Annotated in this window: 18 protein-coding genes; 11 read left to right on the top strand and 7 right to left on the bottom strand. The window is 40.0% G+C overall.

Annotation, left to right across the window (positions count from 1 at the left end; genetic code table 11):
- Nucleotides 1–90: 90 nt before the first annotated feature.
- The 3 genes from FTV37_RS05880 to yccS form a co-directional block, all read right to left on the bottom strand.
- Entirely contained in the window at nucleotides 91–2,793 is a 2,703-nt protein-coding gene (locus FTV37_RS05880; RefSeq protein ID WP_180063255.1) for a sulfite reductase flavoprotein subunit alpha, read from the bottom strand.
- A gap of 188 nt (nucleotides 2,794–2,981) precedes the next feature.
- Nucleotides 2,982–3,542, bottom strand: coding sequence for a YcxB family protein (locus FTV37_RS05875; RefSeq protein WP_078191438.1), 561 nt, complete (start codon nucleotides 3,540–3,542; stop codon nucleotides 2,982–2,984).
- Nucleotides 3,543–3,627: 85 nt separating this feature from the next.
- Nucleotides 3,628–5,796, bottom strand: coding sequence for a YccS family putative transporter (gene yccS, locus FTV37_RS05870; RefSeq protein ID WP_180063254.1), 2,169 nt, complete (start codon nucleotides 5,794–5,796; stop codon nucleotides 3,628–3,630).
- Between the two features lie 135 nt (nucleotides 5,797–5,931).
- Here yccS and FTV37_RS05865 point away from each other — a divergent pair, with 135 nt between their 5' ends.
- From FTV37_RS05865 to FTV37_RS05820, 10 genes are all read left to right on the top strand, one after another.
- Nucleotides 5,932–7,191, top strand: a complete 1,260-nt coding sequence (locus FTV37_RS05865; RefSeq protein ID WP_180063253.1) for a multidrug effflux MFS transporter — start codon at nucleotides 5,932–5,934, stop codon at nucleotides 7,189–7,191.
- A gap of 645 nt (nucleotides 7,192–7,836) precedes the next feature.
- Nucleotides 7,837–9,114, top strand: coding sequence for a DcaP family trimeric outer membrane transporter (locus FTV37_RS05860; protein WP_180063252.1), 1,278 nt, complete (start codon nucleotides 7,837–7,839; stop codon nucleotides 9,112–9,114).
- A 633-nt stretch (nucleotides 9,115–9,747) separates the two neighbouring features.
- Complete coding sequence (gene gltS / locus FTV37_RS05855; protein WP_180063251.1) at nucleotides 9,748–10,989, top strand: sodium/glutamate symporter; 1,242 nt, start codon at nucleotides 9,748–9,750, stop codon at nucleotides 10,987–10,989.
- A gap of 59 nt (nucleotides 10,990–11,048) precedes the next feature.
- Entirely contained in the window at nucleotides 11,049–12,524 is a 1,476-nt protein-coding gene (locus FTV37_RS05850; protein WP_180063250.1) for a sodium:alanine symporter family protein, read from the top strand.
- Nucleotides 12,525–12,766: 242 nt separating this feature from the next.
- Nucleotides 12,767–13,759 carry a patatin-like phospholipase family protein gene (locus FTV37_RS05845; protein WP_180009823.1) on the top strand — a complete coding sequence of 331 codons (993 nt, stop codon included), beginning with the start codon at nucleotides 12,767–12,769 and terminating at the stop codon, nucleotides 13,757–13,759.
- A 386-nt stretch (nucleotides 13,760–14,145) separates the two neighbouring features.
- Nucleotides 14,146–14,322, top strand: coding sequence for a hypothetical protein (locus tag FTV37_RS05840; RefSeq protein WP_171263721.1), 177 nt, complete (start codon nucleotides 14,146–14,148; stop codon nucleotides 14,320–14,322).
- A 282-nt stretch (nucleotides 14,323–14,604) separates the two neighbouring features.
- Complete coding sequence (locus FTV37_RS05835) at nucleotides 14,605–15,126, top strand: acyl-CoA thioesterase (RefSeq protein ID WP_078191431.1); 522 nt, start codon at nucleotides 14,605–14,607, stop codon at nucleotides 15,124–15,126.
- A gap of 197 nt (nucleotides 15,127–15,323) precedes the next feature.
- On the top strand, nucleotides 15,324–15,920 hold the full coding sequence (locus FTV37_RS05830) for a TetR/AcrR family transcriptional regulator (protein ID WP_180063249.1): 597 nt from the start codon (nucleotides 15,324–15,326) through the stop codon (nucleotides 15,918–15,920).
- Nucleotides 15,917–17,122 carry an MFS transporter gene (locus FTV37_RS05825; RefSeq protein ID WP_180063248.1) on the top strand — a complete coding sequence of 402 codons (1,206 nt, stop codon included), beginning with the start codon at nucleotides 15,917–15,919 and terminating at the stop codon, nucleotides 17,120–17,122. Before FTV37_RS05830 ends, FTV37_RS05825 begins: the two co-directional genes overlap by 4 nt.
- A complete protein-coding gene (locus tag FTV37_RS05820) occupies nucleotides 17,122–18,015 on the top strand; it encodes a LysR substrate-binding domain-containing protein (protein ID WP_078191428.1) in 894 nt (297 codons plus the stop codon). Before FTV37_RS05825 ends, FTV37_RS05820 begins: the two co-directional genes overlap by 1 nt.
- 119 nt (nucleotides 18,016–18,134) lie before the next feature.
- Here the strand turns inward: FTV37_RS05820 and FTV37_RS05815 are convergent, their stop codons facing one another.
- Complete coding sequence (locus FTV37_RS05815) at nucleotides 18,135–19,043, bottom strand: DUF4349 domain-containing protein (RefSeq protein WP_180063247.1); 909 nt, start codon at nucleotides 19,041–19,043, stop codon at nucleotides 18,135–18,137.
- Between the two features lie 215 nt (nucleotides 19,044–19,258).
- On the opposite strand from FTV37_RS05815, the gene FTV37_RS05810 reads away from it, so the two are divergent.
- Nucleotides 19,259–19,867 carry a glutathione S-transferase family protein gene (locus FTV37_RS05810; RefSeq protein ID WP_180063280.1) on the top strand — a complete coding sequence of 203 codons (609 nt, stop codon included), beginning with the start codon at nucleotides 19,259–19,261 and terminating at the stop codon, nucleotides 19,865–19,867.
- Nucleotides 19,868–20,042: 175 nt separating this feature from the next.
- On the opposite strand, the gene FTV37_RS05805 is transcribed toward FTV37_RS05810, so the two are convergent.
- The 3 genes from FTV37_RS05805 to FTV37_RS05795 all read right to left on the bottom strand — a co-directional run bounded on the left by FTV37_RS05805 (nucleotide 20,043) and on the right by FTV37_RS05795 (nucleotide 23,014).
- Nucleotides 20,043–20,546: a hypothetical protein gene (locus FTV37_RS05805; protein ID WP_180063246.1), complete on the bottom strand. Its 504-nt coding sequence runs from the start codon at nucleotides 20,544–20,546 to the stop codon at nucleotides 20,043–20,045.
- 298 nt (nucleotides 20,547–20,844) lie between these two features.
- Nucleotides 20,845–22,449 carry a bifunctional 3-(3-hydroxy-phenyl)propionate/3-hydroxycinnamic acid hydroxylase gene (locus tag FTV37_RS05800; RefSeq protein ID WP_180063245.1) on the bottom strand — a complete coding sequence of 535 codons (1,605 nt, stop codon included), beginning with the start codon at nucleotides 22,447–22,449 and terminating at the stop codon, nucleotides 20,845–20,847.
- 343 nt (nucleotides 22,450–22,792) lie between these two features.
- Nucleotides 22,793–23,014: a hypothetical protein gene (locus FTV37_RS05795; RefSeq protein ID WP_078191424.1), complete on the bottom strand. Its 222-nt coding sequence runs from the start codon at nucleotides 23,012–23,014 to the stop codon at nucleotides 22,793–22,795.
- Between the last annotated feature and the right edge of the window lie 549 nt (nucleotides 23,015–23,563).

The raw sequence follows: 23,563 nt of genomic DNA, 5'->3' as shown, positions 1-23,563 counted from the left end.
CAGTATTCGTATTTGGCCTAAGTATAGCGTGAAAAAAACCAGACACGAGGTCTGGTTTTTAGTTGGGACTATTTATGAGTAAACATCTTATTAGTAAACATCACGACGGTAACGCCCAGCTTGACGCAGTTCAGCCACGACATCTTCACCTAGTATATCAATTAATGCGTGGTCAACGTCCGTTGCCATACCGTTGATACTACCGCAAACGTAGATCACGGCACCTTGTTCTACCCATGATTTTAATAAGGTCGCATGGTCACGTAGCTCATGATGCACATAGCGTTTCTCCGCTTGATCACGAGAGAAGGTGAGGTCTATGCGTTGAACTAAGCCTGTGTTTTGCCATGCTTCAATGATGTCTTGATAGAAGAAATCATGTGCGCGTTGACGCTCACCAAAAATCAGCCAGTTTTGCGTATAGTCTTGACGAACGCGTGCATGTAAAAGACTGAGTAAACCTGCAATACCTGTACCGTTACCAATACAAATCACAGGACGATTATCTGCAATCAAATGGAATGATTCATTGGTGCGAATACGCAGTTGTAGTGTGCTATTGATCGCTGCATGTTGTGTTAACCACCCTGAGCCTAAGCCAAGTTCACCCTCTGCATTGGATTGCTGACGTACCACTAAGCGTAATACTTGCTGACTTGGAATACTGGCAATGGAGTATTCACGAGTTGGAAGCGGTGGAAGCTGTTCAAGCAAATGATCAAGATTGGCAAAGGGTTCAATATCTGTATTTAGGTTGCGATCCCATAATGCATCTTCAATACGTTGCTGAGTAGAATCAACCACTTGCTGACTTTGAATCTGGTACTTTTGCATGAAGTTTGCAATACGTTCAGCACTATTCCCCGGCTGAATCTCTGCAATATCACCCGCTTGCCAGTTGGCTTCATGTTGCGGTTTTAACTCAATATTAAATGCAGGTGCACCTAAACTGTTCGGGTTGAGCAGATCACGTTTGGTCAATGTCCATGCATCAAAAGTTTTTTCAATTTGCATGTGCTGAAGTTCAAGTTTAGTCGCTTTGGCTAAAGCGCTATTCCATGCTTGAATGGCTTGGGTGTCGCCATTATTGACTTCAATTGTGTCAAACAGGTGCTTCGCAGCATTACTCTGCATCCAACGATGAATCGCATGACCAAAGCTACAGAAAGTATCCGGATATTCTTCAGAACCTAAAGCTAATACGGCAAACTGAACATGACTCAAATCGAGGCTTTGTGTCATCAGTTTACGTTCAAAGCTTGAAGCAAGGTCAGGTGCTTCGCCAGTGCCATAGGTACTTGCAACAAATAAAACCTGAGCGGCTTGCGTTAAGTCATCTGCTGAAAGTTGCTGAACAGCTTTCACTGTTACAGGCTGACGAGCCTCTTGTAAGCTTGTTGCTGTACGCCATGCCAATTGTTCAGACTGACCTGTTTGTGATGCATAGCAAATTAACCAAGGCTGTGCATTTGGGTCGATGGTAACTGGTGCTAAGCTTTGACGGGCTTGCTGTGTCAGTTTTTTCTGTTTACGACGTTTGAGATAGAGCATCCATCCTGTGACAAAGAACAGCGGCATCATGAGGGATGCAATAACCACAAAGAACTGATAAATCGGTCCGAAGAAACTACCGCGATGTACAGGCAACATGCTGGTCATGATTTTTTCATTTAGCTTTTTATCTTCGTATAACTCGATATCGGTGAGTGCAGCCGTTTGGTAGTTATAAGTCGCTTTGTTGCGCGCACGCTCATGTTGAGGGACGGCATCCACAAAGTTAATTTCTAATTCACCATTGGCTTTTTTCGGAATATTAAAAGTGACACTTGAGTATTCACGACCAATATTTTGATTAAAGCCGTTCCAACTTTGCGTTAGGGCAATATTCACTTGTTCAGGTTTTAGACCACGTTTTTCTCCGCGACCTTCAGCACCATATTTATTTTCTTGAGCGCCGTGTTCAGATTGGCCTGACGTTGCAGGATTTCTTTCGGAACGTGCTTGGTGTTCACCTCGAGCTTGTCCTGCTTCAGTGGCTTGTTTTTCACCACTTTGCTTTTCACCCGCCTGTTCAGCAGGTTGCCCATTCGGTTTTGGACCTTCTTGTAATTGCGGCTGTGGACGTTCAACGCCCATGACCTTAAACATGCCATTACGCCACCAGTCATAAGACCAATACAAACCTGTACATGCCAAAATGAGATAAAAAACAATCACCCATGTGCCGACGACTGCATGTAAATCCCATAGGAAATTACGTCCTTTGAGCTTTGGTTTAACTGCAAGCCATTGTTTTACAGAATGTCTTTTTGGCCAACGTAGATACAAACCACTCAATACAAAATAAATCAGCATCAGTGTACATGCGCCGGTAATTTGTTTACCAACAGGGCCAACAGTTAAATTACGGTGTAGCTGCTGTACAAACTGGAAGAACTTTTGACCTTTGATTTCAGGTAAAACTTCGGCTGTATAGGGGTTAACCATCATGTTATAGCCACGACGAGCACCTTCTTTGACAATATTCACGGTACTTGAGGCGGTAGCATCTGAGGCAATAGAGATGCTGTTAATTTTCATGTCAGGATCAGACTGACTAAAGTGCTGATAAAGCTCAGCAGGGGTTAGTTTAGGCTGCTGTTGAGCCTGAACCACATAACTGTCCTGATTGATTGCTTTAAGTATTTGCTGTTCATAGGAATAAATGGCACCTGTAACCCCCATGAGCGAGAGTATTAAGCCGGCACTAATCCCCAAGAACCAGTGAATCTGGAAAAGGGTTTTCTTAAACATGATGAATTTAATATTGATAAAAGGTTGCTGAATTGCGACAAATTATAAACGATGATTTAGTAGAGAATGTGGAAAAAGTAAGTAATATTCATTCTCATTATTGTAATTATCAATAATTATTCAAAAATTAAACACATAAAAAAACCTCCAAAGAGAGGAGGCTTTTTATAAACAAATGTCTGTTAGGCTTAAATTGCTTTAGCAGGGCCTACAGTTTCATTTAAATGTTTACGAATGGTCGAAAATGGAAACTTCTTGCTATCCATACGTTTAGGCAAGATGTATGCGCCGTCTTGACCCTTTACTTTAAAGTTCAAAAGGATGAAGTCTTTGGTGTCATACCATTCATGAATGTCTTTCCAACCGACAGTCATCGTCCCCATGTTTGCGCCCATACGTTGCTGCATAGAGATCCCATGCGGCTGAACACCCATACGGATGCCTTTAATTTCTTGAACAGGGACTTCGTTCAGTTTGCGTTTCGCATACCATTCGATACCGAATTTACGCACAAGGAAGTAAATCACGACACAGACAATAGCTACCCAGCAAAATACTGTTGAATAGTTCTTAATAAAGATGAGGCCCAAGAGTGCCAGTGCAAGAATTGCACCCATAATTAGCCATGCTTTTTTGCCAATTTTGAAGTTACTGCGAGACAGAACAAGTTGAGCATAACGTTGTTCTTCTTCAGAAATTTCATAAGCCACTGGCTCTAGCGTGTAGGCGTATAAATTTTTTGCGGTCATAGTGAAAGTAACAGATTTAAAACTGTAAAAAGTTTAGCATTATTTATACCAATTCAGTGAGTATATTGTTCCAAAATCATCCAAATTATAGTGAAGCCAGTTCCGTCGATGCTTGATCATGCTCATGACTGAGATTTTGTTTCAATTGGCTAAATTGGTTCAACACGTTAAACATTAAGGATAGCTGTTGTAGCACAATCAAGGATTTTTGATCTTCCTCACTGTTTTGTGACAAACGCTGACGGATTTCTTGCAACATATTTTGCGCAGATAAGTCTGGAACTTCGTCACGCAGCAATGCACCTTGAATGTCATCCGTGGCTTTATCCAATAAGGTTAAGACTTGTTGATCTTGAATTTTTTCACGGTGTGCACCCAAGGCTGCGATATAACTAATAAAGGTATGATTGAGGCACAAAAACTCAAAGGCTAAAGCTTTTTGAGTCGGATCGGTATCGGGTTCGGTGGCTAAAGTGGAAATCAGTGAAGCCACTTCTGCATCGGTATTATGGGCTGCACGACGGACCACACGATAATTCAACCCGTTATTACGACCAGATTTGTATTGTTCAACCACTTCGGCCAAATAATCACACTGCGCTTGAATCGAACGGCTGATGGTTCGAGGCAGGCGACGGAATTTCCAATCTGGGAAAATGAAACTCACACCAAACCATGCCAAGGCACAACCAATCAGTGTATCAATCATACGCGGCATAGCTGCGGCAAAACCCATGCCATCTAAGTTAAAGTTGATCAGCGCCAAAATGGTAATAAATGCAGTAGCTTGTGCATATTGCTTACTGCGTAATTCAAAAAACAGTACGCCACTTAAAATGAGCAGTAATAACTGACCTTCGACAGAAGGGACAAAATATAAAATTGCATAACCTAAAATAATCCCGACCAAGGTGCCAATGATACGTAAATAGAGGCGGCGCTTGGTGGCGTTAAAGTTCGGCTGGCTGACAAACAGGGCAGTCAATAAAATCCAATAGCCATAACTGATATTGGTGACTTGGACAAAAATATAACCAATAAATAACACGGTCGACAAACGCACAGCATGACGGAACAGCACCGACTCAGGACTCAAATGTTGTTTGAATCGAATGACGATGTCGTCCCAACCTTTTAAATCATCATCTTTTAAACGATTTTCAATCAGGGCTTGTCGGTCAATATAACGCTCAGTTTCGACGTTGCGTAATTGTGCATCGATGCCTTTTAGGTTTTGGTATAAAGCAAATAAAGAGTTGATCCAAACTTCATCGTATTTTTGCTCTTCACGCAGCTTTTCGAGTGACAATTTTAGATTGTGGAATGCATGCTTAAAACGTTGATTATGATGATAGGGTTTTCGCTGTAAGATGCTGATACTCAAATCTTTACAAGCTTTTCCTTGAATCGAGAGCACGCGTTGAAAGCGAAATAAAATATCACTATGTTCAAAAATACGGGTCAATTTTTGATAATCAATATGTGCGGAATCGGCACGTTCATGAATGTCTTGCGCTACAAAATAATATTGCAGGCTACGACGCGTATCTTTTTGTCCACGGTCACCTTTTAAACGCGTTAATAAGACCGTTTTCATATCGTTGAAAATGCCAATTAATTTGCCATTTTCTAGTGATAGCTCAATCAAACTTTGCTGGTAACTTTCTGGTGTCATATCGACATCAAACAAGTTAGATTTTGCAAATAAGAAGTCACCTAGAGATGAATAGCTTTGCGCCAATTTGTCCTGAACTTGACGTACAGGAAACAGTAGAAAGCTCAAAGTCGAAAGCAGTCCATACCACATCGCACCGATGACCAATAAACCTGCTTGTGTATACCAATTTTCAAAAAGTTCGACCCCTAGCATGGAATACACGGAGATCACCAGACAGCCATAAGAAATGGTGGCATAGCGACGACCCAATGAACCCAAAAGAATCCAACCGATACAAGACACAATCAGGCCCAATGCAAATAAGATCGGATGCGGGAACAACAGATAAATGGATACCGCAGTAACAAAGAACCCAATATAAGTATAAATTTGATTGAGCACACGGACTGAAAAGCGGTCATCGATATCACTTAGACCAGCGGCAACCACACCCAAGGTGAGGGGAATGGTCATCAATTGCTGATCTAAAAAATATGGGACAAAGGCTGTTCCTGCGAAGGCAATGACCATGCGCAAGTTATACATAAAGGTCGTGTTATAGGTTGCTTGTTTCAGTCGTGCGAGCCAGGCGTTCAAAATTTTTCCTTTGCTAAAGCGATGGGGCAGTAAGCAATGTGTATCGTGTGAATTTTCACATTGAAGCCAAGAAATAATACTATGTGCAGTGTAAACTTGTCTGCAAAACTTGCTTGCGATAAATGAATTATTCTTATGAAAAGCGTCGAATCACAAAAGGAATTTTCTCAACGCTGGATCGTCTTATTGGCGTTACTGACTGCTTTAGGTCCACTTTCAATCGACATGTATTTGCCGGCTTTACCTCAAATGGCCGACGATTTTGGTGTGACAACGCAACAAGTGGCCAATAGTCTTCCAGCGTATTTCTTGGGTTTGGCGATTGGGCAGTTAATTTACGGGCCGGTCAGCGACCGCATTGGGCGTAAAACACCGCTATATTTCGGTTTGGTTTTATATATTTGTGCCAGTTTTCTGTGTGTCTTTGCCAAAAGTGAATGGAGCTTGATCGCGGCTCGCGTTTTGCAAGCCTTGGGTGGCTGTGTTGGTGTGGTGATTGCCCGTGCAGCAATTCGTGATCGCTTAAGTATGCAAGCTTCTGCTCAAGCCTTTGCCAGTATGATGATCGTGACAACAATTGCACCGATCATTGCACCTACTTTAGGCGCATGGGTATTGCAGGTGTTTGAATGGCAATACATATTTGCGGTATTGGTACTTGTCGGTATTTTTTGTCTTTTCTGCGTACATTTTTTCTTTCAAGAAACCCTGCCTGTTGAGCGACGCTTAAAATTAAGTTTGAAACAAGTCTTAGGTTTATATGGTGCGATTTTACAGGACGAAACTTTCCGTAAACCGATGCTCACAGGCTGTTTTTCTGGCGCGATTTTACAGGACGAAACTTTCCGTAAACCGATGCTCACAGGCTGTTTTTCTGGCGCAATTTTATTTTGTTATATCAGTGGCTCATCTGCCATTTTAATGGATGGTTATGGTCTGAGCCAACAGCAATTTGCTTATGTATTTGGGGCGAATGCTTTAGGGATTATGGTGTTTTCAACCCTCAATAAGAAACTTGCAAATCGACTGGATGTTCGCCATCGTTTGCAATTGGGTAATGCACTCCAATTGTGTGGTGTGCTGATCTTATTGGCGGCAGGATTATATAATCTTTCCTCTATCATTGTTGTAATGTTTGGCATGTTCTTATGTGTTGCTTCAATCGGCTTCACTGGGCCAAATGCCATGGCATTGGCGATGTCTGAACAAGGCTCACGAGCTGGCACAGCCAGTGCCATTATGGGAAGTATGCAATTTGCCTGTGGTCTATTGGCCGGAGTGTTTTTGAACTTTTTAGTATGGTCAGCGCTAATCAATATGGCTCTGATTATGCTGCTATTTGTGGTTGTTGCAATGTTCAACATGCGTAGTTTAAAAGCTTCAGCCATGGGTTGAACTGAATGCAGGTGATGACGTGTATAGCTAGTTTGACTTAAACGTCGGTCATCAACGTACGTGTCTTATTGATCAAATATCCGCGTCACTCATGATAAATGTTCATCATCCATAACGATGAATGAGGGCGCTATTTTCCCATTGTGAGTTCAATTGCTGTTTGCTCGAAACATATATCTAAGTAATCATGCATTTGAAAATAAAAAGTGAAACGGTGGATCGCTGTTGTCCCACTCGAATGAAATAGAGCAACTGATAAATAAGTATTATTTGCATTAAACACAGTGCTTTATGCTGAATCACTATCTATCGAATGCCTCTATCGGTAATGTGTCGGATTTTATCGTTTTTATGACATACCTATAGAGTATGGAATTTTACCTTTAAGGTATGGGTGTTGAGCTTTTTTGCCATCTGAATCGGCTAAGTCTGAATTTTAACTAAATATTTCAGTCTATTTTCAGTGATGGATTCAGCGTTTTTGCTTTTTGCTTTCAAGTATTTCGTTATTAAGGGCTGCAAGTTGGGACTTTAATGCGACTAAAGCACGGATATGCAGCTTGAAATTTGTCCGCTCAAATAGGCGAATAACAAAGCGCCCAGAGTTAGGGCATACAACAATGACAGGACAATAGAGAGCTTAGGATGAAAACTCAAACTGTATTCCACCCAATGAAAACCCTTGTTGTTGCCATGAGTTTGGCTACGGTCTCAATGGCTCATGCAGGCAGCAATACTTCTGAAATTGAACAATTACGTGCAGAAGTCGCAGAACTAAAAAGTTTGATTAAAGCGCAGCAGCAAGTTCAACAACAGCAACAAACAGAGATTCAGCAAGTTAAAGCGCGTCCTGTTGCACCACCGCCACCAGCTACTCCAGCGGCAAGCTTGAAATCTAAAGCAGGTGCAGATGTAAATCTTTACGGTTTTGTTCGTGGTGATGCGAACTACATCATTGAAGGTGCGGATAATGACTTTAACAGCGTACATACATCAACTGGTGCGACAAAAGACAAATTGCGCGCGACTGCTAAAACAACGCGTTTTGGTTTAGATTTTACCGCACCAGTGGGTGGCGATAATAAAGTCGGCGGTAAAATTGAAGTCGACTTTGCAGATGCGAGTGGTTCAAATGATGGACTTCGCTTACGTCACGGTTACTTAACCTTTAACAACTGGTTATTTGGTCAAACGACATCTAACTTCTTATCTAGCCATGCACCAGAAATGATTGATTTCAATACAAACTTGGGTGGTGGTACTACACGTATTCCTCAAGTTCGTTATAACTACAAATTAGCTCCAGATACTCAATTATTTGTTTCTGCGGAAGAAGGGGATAGTAAAGGGACTGTTGCTGCAGATCCGACATATCGCCTTCCAAACTTAACTGCCAAAGTGACTCAAGGTTTTGCAGCAGGTAAAGGCACAGCTTCAGCTCGTGCATTGGTTGAAAACTACAAATCTAAAGTTGCGGATGATACAGAAACAGCTTGGGGTGTAGCAGCGGGTGCATCTTATGCAGTGACTGATCAATTGAAATTGAATGGTGATGTCTCGTATACAGAAGGCAACAGCAACTATTTATATGGTTCTAACTCGGCTTACTCTGTGGTAGATGGCAACATCGAGCAAAACAAATTCACTGCTGTACAAGTGGGTGCAACTTATAAGTTTAATGAAAAACTACGTTCGACTTTAGCTTACGGCGCGCTATTTGCGGATGATGGCAGCGCGTATGCGAAAGATGAATCTAACTCAAATGCGAATGAAGAAGCACAGCAAGCTTGGTTAAATGTGATTTATACACCAGTGAAACCAATTGATTTAGGTGTTGAATATGTGAATGGTAAACGTGAAGCGTTTACAGGGAAAACATATAAAGATAACCGCGTTGGCTTAATGGCTAAATATAGCTTCTAAGCTCAAATCATCGATCAGAATCGATCAAAAAAGCCTGACTTAGTTCAGGCTTTTTTTGTTTAAACAGAGGATGTATTAACACAAATGAACTCACAGCACTAAACAGATAGATTCATTAAATCGCCTGAGTCATGATGTCGTACTGGTTAAAGCAGGCGTTGAACCACGTACAGTATATGGATTACGCTTAAATCTTTAATATTTTATATAGATTAAAAATGCGAATGTATTTAAATAAAAACAATTAGATATAACTTTAAATTATAGAAAAATTAACTTTTTGTAATAAAAAATACTGAAATTTTATTGTTCAGGCTGCATAATGTGCGACTTTTCAGAAATAGTGCGAAACAGTACAGACATACACAATGTTCTGTCATTGAATTTGCTTCATTTGAGGCTGTTTCTCAGTTTAAAACTTTTAGCGATTTGTTAGTCATTTTGAGTTAATTTTTAAAGCTCAGACTTACTTATTTGAATCAGATGATGAATATTTTTCAAACTCTTTAGCTTGAGTCGTTGAATTGCATTATTGATTTGAAATTACAAAATGTAGTTGTATTTCAGACCATAAAGGCAGCTAATGCTGATAGAAGAGCTTTAAAAATATTCAAATAATTTTGGACAAATTATATGGAATTTAGTTTTAACGCGTTTTATACCTTAATCGCAGCGGTAATTGTGCTTTTGTTGGGACGGTTTCTTGTTAATCGTATTGGTTTTTTAGGCCGATATAACATTCCAGAGCCTGTTGCTGGTGGTTTGGTTGCTGCAATAATTTCATTGGTTGTACATAGCATTTGGGGTTATAGCATTACTACGAGTAGTGAATTACAAACCAGTTTTATGCTGATTTTCTTCGCTTCTATTGGCTTAAGTGCAAACTTTGCCAAATTAAAAGAGGGCGGAATCGGCTTGGTCATCTTTATCGTCGCTGTTGCTTCATTCATCATGGTGCAGAACCTCGTAGGTATCAGTCTTGCGACGGTGCTAGGTATTGACCCTCTTATTGGTTTGATTGCAGGTTCTATTACCCTTACCGGTGGTCATGGTACTGCAGGCGCATGGGGTGAAATTTTAGAAGTTGAACACGGTATACAAGGTGCATTAGCCTTAGGTATGGCAAGTGCGACATTTGGTTTGATTATTGGCGGTATTATCGGTGGTCCACTGGCTAAGCTATTAATTAACCGCTATCAACTTGCAACGCCTCGTACTCATGAACAAATTGAAAAAAGTGATAACACTCCTCTAGCAGATATTAATTCAACAGAATATGTGCCGTTTGAATATCCGCATCGAGTTCGTCTCATTACAGCAGATAATGCGATTACCACATTAGGTTTATTTGCAGGGTGTTTAGCATTTGCGGACTTCATGACCGATTTTAGTAAAGGTACTGTATTTGAATTACCGACATTTGTATGGGCTTTAGCTGGTGGTGTCATTTTACGAAATGTACTGGAAGGTATTTTCCGCGTACAAATATTTGATCGTGCAATTGATGTATTTGGTAATGCTTCATTATCACTGTACTTAGCAATGGCACTATTATCGTTGAAACTATGGCAGCTATCAGATCTTGCAGGACCATTAGTTGTGATTTTGGGAGCCCAAACATTAACAATGGCACTATATGCTGCGTTTATCACTTTCCGTGTAATGGGCAAAAATTATGATGCTGCGGTTTTAGCGGCGGGTCATTGTGGTTTTGGTATGGGGGCAACACCTACCGCAGTTGCAAATATGCAAGCCATTACCAATATGTATGGTCCATCTCATAAGGCTTTCCTAATCGTTCCTTTATGTGGCGCATTCTTTGTTGACTTAATTAATGCGACGGTTATTCAATTAATTCTCAAATTTTTCGCTTAATTCTACAAAGGCTCTAATTTAGAGCCTTTGTTTTTGTATTCGCATTTTAGGTATTGATTATGGATGAACAATTAAATGCAACTCTCATGGGCTGGGTCAAAGTTTTTAATGATCCGCTTTGGGATTTCTTAGTCGTATTCTTAGTGGCGGTTGGTATTTTCTATACCTTAATCACTGGCGCAGTTCAGATTCGTCTATTTTTTCATAGTATTAAAGTGATGAAATCTAGCCGTAAAGAAGGCGATGATGAACATGGGATTACACCATTCCAAGCCTTTGTGACGGGACTGGCCAGTCGTGTCGGCGTAGGTAATGTCGCAGGTGTTGCAATTGCGATTGCGATTGGTGGGCCGGGTGCGGTGTTTTGGATGTGGTTTACCGCATTTTTAGGCATGAGTTCAGCATTTGTGGAGTCTTCACTTGCACAGCTCTTTAAAGTGCGTGATACGCAAAATCAGCAATTCCGTGGTGGCCCAGCGTATTACATTACACAAGGTTTAAAGCAAAAGTGGTTGGGTGTGGTTTTTGCCATCGCGCTGATTTCAACCTATGGTTTTGTCTTTAATGCAGTACAAGCCAATGCCATTACGGGTGCAACTTCACATGCTTGGGGTTGGGATAAAGCCAATCTAGTATTGAGTTTGGGCAGTTTTAGTTTTGAAATTTCATGGGTAGGGTTATTCCTTGTCTTTATAACAGCGCTGATTATTTTTGGCGGGATTAAACGAATCGCCAAAGTTGCAGAAAGATTTGTACCCTTTATGGCGTTGCTTTATCTCGCAGTTGCTTTCTATGTTGCATTTGCTAACTTTGCGATTCTCCCAGATATTTTCCAGTTAATTTTCAGTAAAGCCTTTGAATTTGATGCTGCGGCAGGTGGTTTTTTCGGTGCTATGGTTTCTATGGCAATGATGCAGGGGATTAAACGTGGATTATTCTCAAACGAAGCGGGTATGGGCTCTGCACCCAATGCTGCGGCAGCATCAGATGTTAAACACCCGGTCCATCAAGGCCTAGTTCAGATGCTCGGTGTCTTTGTCGATACATTTGTGGTGTGTACCTGTACGGCGATCATTATTTTGGCATCTGGCTTGTATGAAAATGCAGGCTTTGAGGGTGTTGCTTTGACGCAAATGGCGCTTGAAAGCCAGATTGGCGCATGGGGAGATGACTTCCTTGCCATAATCTTGTTCTTATTCGCTTATTCTTCAGTAATCGGTAACTATGCTTATGCTGAAGGTAATGTGCAGTTTATCAATAACAATCCTAAGGTCATGTTTATATTCCGCGTAGTCGTCCTCATGATGGTGTACTTTGGCTCAATCATGAGTGTTCCACTGATTTGGAACTTAGCGGATCTCTTCATGGGCGTAATGGCGAGTATTAACCTCTTTGCGATTTTATTGCTGACGCCATTCTTATTGATGCTGATGAAAGACTACACCTCACAGTTAAAACGGGGTGTAAAAGAGCCAGTATTTAAAATGGATGAACATCCAAAATATAAGGATCGCGTTAATTCCGATATTTGGTAAAGTCAAAAATTAACTTTAAAAAGCTCCGTTATCGGGGCTTTTTTTGCTAGATAAGGGCTTGAATCCTGATGTGGAAATTCTGCTAGACATTGAAATTTTGACAGCCAATGAATTTCTAGGTTGTATGTCAATATAATGTGCATCGGTCAGAGGCATTAACGAATAATAACAGTGACGTGAATGTGGACTGATTAGACTACTTTTTCTCTTCAAATATCGAGTTGCATTTGGAATATCTCTCAATGAAAAGCATAACTGTTTTGATGACTGCATTCGCAATCAGCCTTGTAGGTTGTCAAAGTGTGGGCTCAAAAAAGGTCAGCGCTGAAACAACATCACAAATTCGAACTTATACAGCAGCACCTGCTCAAGTGGCGAATAACCGCATTGACTTTAAAAAAGTGAAAAAGCAGGAAAAGCGTCCGATTGTTGCTTTGGTTTTAGGGAGTGGTGGGGCACGTGGTTATGCACACATTGGCGCCATTCAAATACTTGAACAGCAGGGAATACACCCAGATTTTATTGTTGGAACCAGTGCGGGTAGCATTGTGGGTTCAATCTATGCTTCAGGTAAAAGTGCCAATGAGTTAAGAGATATCGCCTTAAATATGAAAGCCAATGATGTTCGAGAAATACGCTTGGACAAAAAAGGCTTTTTTGATGGTAAAAAAGTTGAAGATTATATTAATGAGCAAGTTGATGACGTGCCTTTAGAGTTGCTAAAAACCCCAATGTATGTGGTGGCAACCGAGTTAAAGGATGGCAAAAAAGTCGTGTTCAACTATGGTAATACGGGACAGGCCGTTCGTGCTTCGGTGTCGATTCCGAGCATGTTTATTCCAACGATTATTGAAGATACAGAATATGTCGATGGTGGCTTGGTCAGTCCTGTTCCTGTGGACGTTGCACGCGATTTAGGGGCAGATATTATTATTGCGGTGGATATTTTGGCACGACCGATTCATACCGAAACGTCGAATGTTTGGGGCTTGTTTAACCAAAATATCAATATTATGCAAAATCGTTTAGCTCAAGAAGAGCTCAAGCGAGCAGACATTGTGATTCAACCTGATTTACGTGAAAAAGCACATATATTTGATGTGAAAGGGCGTGAAGCGACGATGCTTGCAGGTGAAGAGGCGACCTTAGAAAAACTTGGAGAGATTTCTCGGGTTTATGCTGAACATCAATACAGCAAGGGGCATCATATTCCTTATTTAGCAGCCAAAGATTAGGCAGGTACGATCAGCAAATTGATATGCATCCTGTTCACCTCTCAGGGTGCATTTTTATTTCAGCAAAGCATTTTAATTTTTGCTCTCAGCTTTTCCCATGCTCAATAGTATCCAGTAATCATTAATATATTGGATGTTGATTGGTTTTAGGTCTTAATCACAAGATTTGCCAAATATAAAAATCGTAATGATAAGAAAATATACAGTTAATTATTTGAAATTAATTAAGAAAATCATATTAATTGGTTTTACGTAGATTTTAAGAGTATATACCTATATTAGCGTTTTTATTCATGTGCTTACGTTTACCAATACTGTTGAAGTGTTTAGAATATCATCAGGTTATTAATACTTAAAACCAATAAATATTTTAAAGGTGGCTGTAGATGAAAACGCTTGATGTAGGACAAAAAGTAAAGCTTGCGATGATGGAAGATAACGTATTTATTGTCACTCATGTACATGTAGATAATTCTTACACGCTAGAAAGTACCAATGATGGTGGACAAAAAACCAGCTATGACAACGTATCTTTCGAGATGTTAAAAGTCTTAGAAGATTAAGTTTAATGCCGTGCTATGTTGAATCGATGAACAACGCGTTTTAATGAATATGTTTTAAATATAAAACACAGCATAGCTTGGATTAAAAAAAACTGATAGATAGCGCGATAAATACTTGTTTATCGGGTGTATATCGTTATCGATATATATTTTACTGAATGATGGTATGATCACTATAAATAATAATGATGGTTTTTTTGCCGATTTGAACATTTAATTTTGATTAAAATCTATATAATAATCACATTAATCATTGTTATATCACGAGTCTAGAGAAACAAGATGTCCCCATTAGATCAAATTGCGAATGCACTAGACGACCAGTCAGAATTATCGATGTCAGTTTTAATGACTCCTGACATGGCGAATTTTTCGGGTAATGTGCATGGTGGAACGATTCTAAAATTGTTAGACCAAGTCGCGTATGCTTGTGCAAGTCGCTATTCTGGTAGCTACGTGGTGACACTATCAGTCGATAAAGTAAATTTTAAAGAACCGATTCACGTGGGTGAGTTAGTGACTTTCCTTGCAAGTGTGAACCATGTAGGTCGTACTTCTATGGAAATTGGTATTCGTGTTGAAGCGCAGAACATTCAAAAACGTACAGTGCGTCATACCAATAGTTGCTATTTCACAATGGTCGCTGTTGATGATCAAGGTAAACCAAAACAAATTCCGGCATTAAATCTAGATAATGACTGGAAACGTTGTCGCTTCGAAGCTGCGGAACATCGTAAAGTGGCGCGTTTACAGGAAAATCATCATCCTTCTTGCAGTATTTATAAAAAGTCGACACAAAGCTAATCGCTTTGGTGGCTGAATATTTGAAAAGATCGCTTAGGCGATCTTTTTTTTAATCTGAAATTTGTTTGGATAGTGCAGTAAGGATTTTAATTCCGAGTGTGCGACTAAAGTTTATTCTTCAAAGCTCAGTTAAAGATAGTCATTCAGTCCAATACTGTTTAATATAAAACGATACGTATCGTTTCGTTTTTTAAATTATGAGTGAAACTGAAAAAACTTCTCGGCGTAAGCAATGTATCTTACAAGCGGTCACAGATGCTTTGGCGGAAAGTGATTATCGAAGCATGACCATTGAAGATATTGCGGCTCGCGCAGGCGTGGGAAAATCGACGATTTACCGTTGGTGGAAGCATAAGTCCGATCTGGTTTTCGATGCTTTTAAAGCGCACACCGCGTCGGTGTTTGAGCTCGATTTATCACAAAGTTTAGAGTTCAATCTAAATCAACAATTGCTCAAACTATCACGGGCTTTAAATCAGCATGTGGGTCGAGCATTGCTGGTCGTTTTGGCGGAGCATCGTGAAGCAGCGGGTGAGTTTTTTAAACAGTATTTGTTACCTCGACGCGAAGCGACACGTGAGCTGATTCAATTGGCCATTCAACGTGGAGAAATTCGAGCGGATTATCCTTTTGAGCTGATGTTAGATATGTTGTATGGCCCGATTCATTATCAGATCATTTTCTTTAATACTCAGCCAGATGAAGACTATATCAAGCGACTGGTGCAGTTGGCGCTTAAGCCGATTCTGATTGAATCAGAAGCCACACATGGTGGTGAGGCAAGGACATCATGATCCATCAAAATCATGCATCACTATGGAACAAGTCTTTTGTTTTTTGTTTGTGTAATAACTTGTTTTTATTTAGCTATTACTTTGCGCTGCTGACCATATTGCCCATTTATATTATGAAAGAATTGGGTGGTACGATTCAGCAAGCGGGTATGGCTTTGACCTTATTTTTAGTGTCATCCATTGCGATTCGTCCCTTTTCCGGCATGATTGTTGAGCGTTTTGGTAAAGCCAATTCTGTGCGTATTTCAGGCTTTATTTTTGTCGTTTTTGCGCTGAGTTATTTGTGGATTGACAGCATGTGGTCGTTGTTGGTCATTCGTTTTTTACATGGTTTTTGGTTCAGTATATTAACCACGGTCAATGTTCCCATCGTAAATGATTACATTCCAGATCACCGAAAGGGCGAGGGCATGGGTTACTTTGTCATGTCGACCAACTTAGGCGTGGTGATCGGGCCATTTTTAGCGCTGAGCATGATTCAATTCAGCAGTTTTAGTACCTTATTTGCAGTATTAGCCTTCTTGGTTGCAGTGGGCTATGTTTTTACGTGGTTAGTTCAAATACAAGAACACGTACAGCTTAAATCAAGTGATCAAGCGAGCAAATCCGCTGCCATCCAATGGCGTGATGTGATCGAAACACGGGTACTTGCCATCAGTTTTGTGGCGCTACTCACTGCGTTTGCATATTCGAGTGTGATGAGTTTTATCACCGCTTATGCAGAGTTGAAGCATTTACTCGCTTATACCAGTATCTTTTTTATTGTCTTTGCTGTGTCGATGTTGGTCGTCCGTCCTTGGGTTGGCAAAGTCTATGATCGCAAAGGCCCGAGTGCAGTCATCTATCCGTCCTTTATTTGCTTTGCCATTGGTTTGGTGATTGTGAGTTTTCTCACGAATCAATGGGTGCTTTGGATATCGGCAGTTTTTATGGGCATCGGCTACGGTTCAGTGTTCCCATGTCTGCAAACGGTCGCGATTCAAACGGTAGAAAAAGCCCGAATGGGACATGCAATATCCACCTTTTTTGCCTTGTTTGATATTGGCCTTGCTGTCGGTTCGGTCATTATGGGTGTGCTGATTGCATACTTTGGATTTCAGGCAACCTATTTATTTTGTGCGGTGATGGTACTGTTCACTTTGTGGATGTATCGTTTATTCGTGGCAAACCAATTTAAACGCAGTGCTTTAGGAGCTGAATAATGGAATTACGACATCTACGATATTTTGTTGCGGTTGCCGAAGAGCTAAATTTTACCAAGGCTGCGCAGCGGATGTGTACTGTGCAACCTTCTTTAAGTCAGCAAATTAAAGACCTAGAACAGGAAGTTGGGGTGCAATTATTGATGCGAACCAACCGAAAAGTTGAACTGACTGCAGAAGGTCAGGCCTTTTTAAAAGAAGCGCGTTTGAGTTTAGAGCATGCAGAAAAAGCTATGATTGATGCGCGTCAAATTGCGCAGCTCAGTAAAGAACAACTGAATATCGGCTTTGTTCCTGTGGCTGAAATGAAGGTCTTTCCTTATATCATGCCAAATATTCGAGCTCAGTTTCCTGAGTTAAAAATTCATTTTCATAGTTTAATGGATGTCGATCAGATCAGCGCAGTGCGTAAAGGGGAAATTGATATTGCCTTTACCCGTTATGTCGAAGAAAGCCCTGATATAGAATCTGTTCAGATTTTTACTGAGCCTTTGGCGCTGATTGTGCCGAAAAATTCGCCTGTGGCAGAACAGCGGCATATCAGCATTAAAAACATGAATAATCAGGATTTTATTATTAGTGATGAACATTCATCACCTGAGCTATACCGAATTATTCAAGATTTCTTTAAGCAAAATAAACTGAATGTGAACTTGGTACAGCATTCGACCAATATTTTGTTAAATGTCAATTTGGTCGGTATGGGCGTGGGATGGAGTTTGGTGCCGTCTTATGTCATTCCATTGCTCGGTGATAAAATATTGGTTAAAAGTACCGTTGAACCTTTGCCGACCATTGGTCTGTATGCGAGCTATCGAAAAGATCGTAAAAATGATGCGATCGAATTGATTTTAAAAGTCTTAAAAGAGCAGTTCTATATGGGTTTTTTCTAAGCCTTTAAATATTGCCCTAAGATTTAAATAAAAAAATCCTGAATTAAGCGCTTCGGGATTTTTTATTTATCATATTTTTAATCAAAGACTCAATGATATGTTGCCTTTATCGCTCTGATTTATTTAAACCATTTTTGTAAATAGGGTTTCATCACGCGGTAGGCAATCAAACAGATAAAAATAATCAGATAGAGTGGCCAAATCGTAATAAGAACAACCAACAGGCTCAACACAAATTGCCACCCTTTTTGAATACCGTACCATGCTCTTTGCCAGAAACTATCGCCATTTAATTGAGCAACAGCATCAAGGTTAATATCGATATGTTCACGGACAGTGGCAGGTTGAGTAAAGCCAATCACAATCGTGCTATAGCGGACACGATCTTGAACTTCTAAGCGGGTCAGTCGTGAGATTTCATTGACTTGCGCAGTTGCAACATGGTCGGGCACGACCTGTGTTTGTGACATTTTTTCTTCGAGTAGTTTTAGCTCATAGCGTTTTGCCGAATATTGCTGACGGTTCAAAAAATGCATAAGCGGCAACAGTTGATTGACGAAATGTGCAGCTTTTTCACTTGGCACACGAATGATCATTTCCGCTTGCGGATTTACTTTTTCAAAGATTTTAATTTTACCGTCAGCAATCGGGTAGGATTGACTCTCTTGCACCATAAAGTCGATATTTTTCTGTTCAATAAAGCCGCCTAAACTTAGCGTCAGTTTTTCAATTTCTAAGGCCGTTTTAACCACATCTTTCGACTCAAAACTGACATTGGCTTCTCGTACCATTTTACGAGAGGCTTCGGCTGGGTTGACCTGCTCATTTAAAATAGTTTCAGGTTTCTGTGTTGTTGCAGGCGTGGTAGACGGCTCATTGGATGTGATTTCCGCTGCTTGATCTTGCTGTGTACTGACTTGAGCAGGTTGTGCATCTGCGCTGGCTTCAGTTGCCATTTCTTCGGTTTTCTTGGAACAGCCTGAAATTAAAATCACCGTTAACATGGCAATTAAATATTTATTTTTCATTGATGTAGAGCTCAATTGTTTGATTGTCAGAAAGTCGGAGTAAATACTTTTTGCTTTAAATATAAATTCAAATTTAGCGTAATTATTAGTCGGGCGTATTGTATCGGAAAGTGTTTAAAGCACGGATGAACGCAACATAATTCTACATAAAGCCGCGTATAGTAATAGACAGAACAACAAGGATGAAAATAAGGATATCTACAATGAACCCAGCAATGAAACTCTACAGCAATCCACGCTCACGCAGTAATACTATTCTGCCTTTATTGAAAGAATTAGACATCGAGTCAGAAGTTGAGATTATTGAAGTGCCATATGAAGAGATGCACCAAGCGGCATATCTCAATATTAACCCCATGGGCAAAGTTCCCTGCTTGGTCGATGGTATTGCCGTGATTAGTGAGACCGCAGCCATCTTTAGTTATTTAGCCGATAAATTCAGTGACAAAGGTTTGGCACCCGCCTTGGATGATCCCAAACGTGGTGAATATTTGAAATGGATGTTTTTCTGTCATGGTCCGCTGACTGAATACATGGACATGAAAAATGTCGGCATTAGTACTGAGTTGATGGATGAGAAACGTGGCAGTTTGAGTTTTGGTAATGAAAAAATACTTTTAGATTTTATTAAAACAGGGCTTGCGCAGGCACAGCCATATCTGTTGGGGGATAAAATTAGCGCAGCAGATTTGTATTTAGCTTATTGGATGGTGTATGCAATTTCATTCAAAATATTGCCATATTTAGAGGAATTTAAACCTTTTATTCAGCAGATTCAGCAACGTGAATCGGTAAAAGATGTGCATTGGTTTCAGTCGGTTTAACTTGGATGCTTATTTGATTGTTGGCTGAACGTGGTATTGCTATATGTCTATTCATATAACTCTTTCTTTGAGAATTAAAAAGAAAGAGTTTTAAATATCAATCACTAAGATGATAAAGCGATTTTAATTATTGCCTAGATAATGTATGGCATATATTGCGCTAAATTAAATAGACTCAATCGTTGTTGGGTCTATTTAAAAAATCATCGGCTTCATCATCAGATAGAGGTGGGCCTAAATCTCTTTCAAGTTTGGCATATATTTCAAGCAGTCTTTTTTGATGTGGATCGATATCTAAGGCACGATGCTGCTGATATGTTAATTGATCATCAATCCAATAATAATCTTGAATCGTAGACCCGGCGAAACTGGTTTTCAAATGGAGTTTGTAATAACCATAAAAGTTGTGTTTCTTGGTATCTAGACAGAGATAGGCGAAGGTAGACCAACCACTTTCGGGAAATTTAAGGCGAGTTCGGCAGGGCTTCTTTTCTAGTGTAAATGTGGGTGAATAGACTTGGCCTTTTAGAATGATATTTTTATCTTGACCAAAATATTGAGTTTGTAATGCAAATAAAGCAAGAATCACTGTGGTGAGAAAAAAGCTGGCAATGACTGCATAAAAAAATGAAATGTATAAATGGAAGGACAAAAAATTAGATTCTTCGTTTTTGTTCACATCTTTTTCTAAGCGTAATAAATAGCAATTCAAAGAAATAAGAAAACAGAGGCAAAAAACGAAAATAGCTAACCAACTATTGGCATGAAAATGATGTATCTCTACGAAAATGAGTGAACAGATAAAAATAAAGCCCAACAAGCTATAAATGAATAATTTCTGAAATCTTTTTTGCATTTTGCGAAGCTTATAATTATATATTGAACGATTATAGCATGCGATGTTTATAGTGATTATAGAAAAAATCACCATGCTTTATGCATGGTGATTTTTAATTCTTGCAGATCTATTTAGATTATTAAGCATGCAATTTTGCAAACAATTGTTGGCTCACGCTGTCTAAAGTTTGTGGAATTGCAATCGCTGCAACAAAACGGTCTGGGCGAAGAATCGTAACAGATTCAGTGGTTTTACCAAACCAACCACGAATATCGGTACCAATATCACCAATCGTAATCACATTGTCGTACTTGGTGCGATTTTCATTGCTAAGCTGAACAGCAGGCAATACTTGGATAAATTTAACGCCCAATTTTTGCCATTTTTTCATGGTCGCATCTGACAGACCCCATTTCGGATCGACGCCCCAAGCAATGATTGCAAAGTCGTTACCGATGACTTCATCAAGTAGGACTTTTTCGCCAGATTCAAGTTGAACATGTGGCTGAATGAACATTTTACCTACAGGTGAGTCTTTAACACCGTTATTGATCAATGCACCGTCGTTGTACTTCGGCATTGGCTTGAAGCGCATTTCCAATAGATATTGCTTGATCGGTTTGATGTAATTGAGTGCATAGGCAATACCATCACGGACGAAACCTTGCCATTTTTTCGGTGGAGCAAGGACATGACCCGCCATTACAGAAAGATCAATCATCGCTTTTGCATGATCTTTACGTTCAACTTGGTATGTATCTAAAAGCGCAGGGCCAGCTTTGCCTTGTACAACCATTGCAACTTTCCACGCAAGGTTGAACGCATCACGCATACCACTGTTATACCCTTGACCTTGCCATACTGGCATGATGTGCGCAGCATCACCTGCAAGTAAAATACGGTCTACACGGAATTTATCTGCAATACGGGCATTGTGGGTATAAACGCGCTGACGAATCACTTCAATACCGTCGGTCGTTGGAAGCACTTTCGACAATAATTTGGCAATGTTTTCAGGTTTGCTTAATTCATCTTGAGTTTCACCAGGCATCACCATAAATTCGAAACGACGAATACCGTGTGGAAGCGCAGCAGATACATAAGGACGCACAGGGTCACAGCATAGGTAAATGTGTGGCGTTGCAAGTGGGTCGTTATTGATGTCGATCACGATCCATTGGTTCGGTGCAGTTTTACCATCGAAGCCGATGTTGAGGGTACGACGTACCACTGAGTTACCACCATCACAAGCAATCAAATACTGCGCTTGAATTTTTTCAGCTTCACCGTCTTTATTTTGAATATTTAGCGTTACATCATTGGCATCTTGGCTAAAATCAGACAATTGACGAGAGAATAAAACATTTGTGGTTTCGTACTGTTTTAAACCTTGTAGCAGTACATTATCGACTTGTGGTTGAATAAAGGCATTACGACGTGAGAAACCAAATTCACGAGTGAGCGGTTGAATGTCAGCGAAACAACGACCTTTAGGGGTTAAGAAACGCATCGCGTGGTTCGGTGTTGTATGTGGTAATACTTGGTCCACTAAACCTAATGATTGGATGGTACGTAATGATTCATCATCAATACCAATCGCACGTGGGTAGTCAATCAGGCTGTCTAGTTGTTCAATCACAGTGACTTTGACACCTTGCTTACTTAAGTAGTTTGCAATGGTTAAGCCGACAGGACCTGCGCCCAGAATGGCAACTTCCGTTGTGTAATTTGCTTTATTGCTCATGCGTAAACATCCAATCACTTCACATATGCCACTATTAAGTTCTAACCCGAGGCTTTCAACAAGCTAGGCATAAGTCGAAACGATGAATCGAATTGTCGTGTTTTTTGCAGGGTTTTATTTTAAGTGAATGATATATATTTATTTATATTAAAATGATCAATCATTTTGAATGATTTATCGATCATTAAAATCTATCAATTAGTAGCTTTGAGCATAAAAAAGCCGAACCATTTTTCAATGATCCGGCGACTTTAATTCATTTAGCACAACATTTTATTAGTGAGGGATAAATGTTGAGCAGCAGACTAAATGAATTTAGCGTGTGGAGTACGCTATTCGTCTATTACTGAGCAGGTTGAGCTGGTGCAGAACCTTCAGCATTTGCTTCTGAAGCAGGTTGAGCAGCAGTACCTTCAGCAGCAGTTGTTTCAGTCGCTGGCTGTTCTTGAGTGCTAACCACTACTTTTTCTTGTTCAGGCGCTTCTTGTTTATCTTTGCTTGCAGCAAAACTTGTTGCAGCTGCAGCAGCTAGAGTAGAAGCAAGTAAAATTTGAGTTAATTTCATTTTGAGCATCCTTATATATTTTAGTAAGTCCTGAAAAGATCATCACGTCCATCAGGAGAGAGCTCATGCTAAATCGAGAAAACCGAGTGATCAATGCGAGCAACAAAGTGAAACAGACTGGTTAACTGGCTGAATACATAACCGTCCATCCTGTGTTTTAAATGTAAAAAAAATATCGGAATCTTCATTTAACTTTGCAAGAAAAAATGACCAAATCGACTTTATGATTCATTCATTGTTTACATGATGATTACATCGATGTCGTAAATAAGCAGAATCTAGAAATTTCACTAAAATCCAAATGTAAGGATTCTTTTCGATATGGCTATTTTTTTTAAATATAAGAGTTAACTTTGTCAATAAAGTATGACCAGATATGTCATGCATTCATGCAAATGGAATAAACAGGCTGTTTAACAGCCAGATCATCATTCAATGCCTCGGATACTAGGCTGATCTATGCTTTAGAAAAATGAAGACAGAGAAATGAAGACTAGACTTGCAGCATTTTTTTGAAATCATTATGGTAAAGGCCATCAATCATTGGCT

It is taken from the genome of Acinetobacter sp. YH16042 (assembly GCF_013417245.1).
Classification (GTDB): Bacteria; Pseudomonadota; Gammaproteobacteria; order Pseudomonadales; family Moraxellaceae; genus Acinetobacter; species Acinetobacter amyesii.
Note: the sequence above shows the minus strand (reverse complement) of the source record. Positions and strands in the feature narration are given on the sequence as shown.

Bases quoted from the DNA above. Each gene is read 5' to 3' on its own strand.
- FTV37_RS05880 (WP_180063255.1), bottom strand. From the start codon at position 2,793: ATGTTTAAGAAAACCCTTTTCCAGATTCACTGGTTCTTGGGGATTAGT.
- FTV37_RS05875 (WP_078191438.1), bottom strand. From the start codon at position 3,542: ATGACCGCAAAAAATTTATACGCCTACACGCTAGAGCCAGTGGCTTAT.
- FTV37_RS05865 (WP_180063253.1), top strand. From the start codon at position 5,932: ATGAAAAGCGTCGAATCACAAAAGGAATTTTCTCAACGCTGGATCGTC.
- FTV37_RS05860 (WP_180063252.1), top strand. From the start codon at position 7,837: ATGAAAACTCAAACTGTATTCCACCCAATGAAAACCCTTGTTGTTGCC.
- gltS (WP_180063251.1), top strand. From the start codon at position 9,748: ATGGAATTTAGTTTTAACGCGTTTTATACCTTAATCGCAGCGGTAATT.
- FTV37_RS05850 (WP_180063250.1), top strand. From the start codon at position 11,049: ATGGATGAACAATTAAATGCAACTCTCATGGGCTGGGTCAAAGTTTTT.
- FTV37_RS05845 (WP_180009823.1), top strand. From the start codon at position 12,767: ATGAAAAGCATAACTGTTTTGATGACTGCATTCGCAATCAGCCTTGTA.
- FTV37_RS05840 (WP_171263721.1), top strand. From the start codon at position 14,146: ATGAAAACGCTTGATGTAGGACAAAAAGTAAAGCTTGCGATGATGGAA.
- FTV37_RS05835 (WP_078191431.1), top strand. From the start codon at position 14,605: ATGTCCCCATTAGATCAAATTGCGAATGCACTAGACGACCAGTCAGAA.
- FTV37_RS05830 (WP_180063249.1), top strand. From the start codon at position 15,324: ATGAGTGAAACTGAAAAAACTTCTCGGCGTAAGCAATGTATCTTACAA.
- FTV37_RS05825 (WP_180063248.1), top strand. From the start codon at position 15,917: ATGATCCATCAAAATCATGCATCACTATGGAACAAGTCTTTTGTTTTT.
- FTV37_RS05820 (WP_078191428.1), top strand. From the start codon at position 17,122: ATGGAATTACGACATCTACGATATTTTGTTGCGGTTGCCGAAGAGCTA.
- FTV37_RS05815 (WP_180063247.1), bottom strand. From the start codon at position 19,043: ATGAAAAATAAATATTTAATTGCCATGTTAACGGTGATTTTAATTTCA.
- FTV37_RS05810 (WP_180063280.1), top strand. From the start codon at position 19,259: ATGAAACTCTACAGCAATCCACGCTCACGCAGTAATACTATTCTGCCT.
- FTV37_RS05800 (WP_180063245.1), bottom strand. From the start codon at position 22,449: ATGAGCAATAAAGCAAATTACACAACGGAAGTTGCCATTCTGGGCGCA.
- FTV37_RS05795 (WP_078191424.1), bottom strand. From the start codon at position 23,014: ATGAAATTAACTCAAATTTTACTTGCTTCTACTCTAGCTGCTGCAGCT.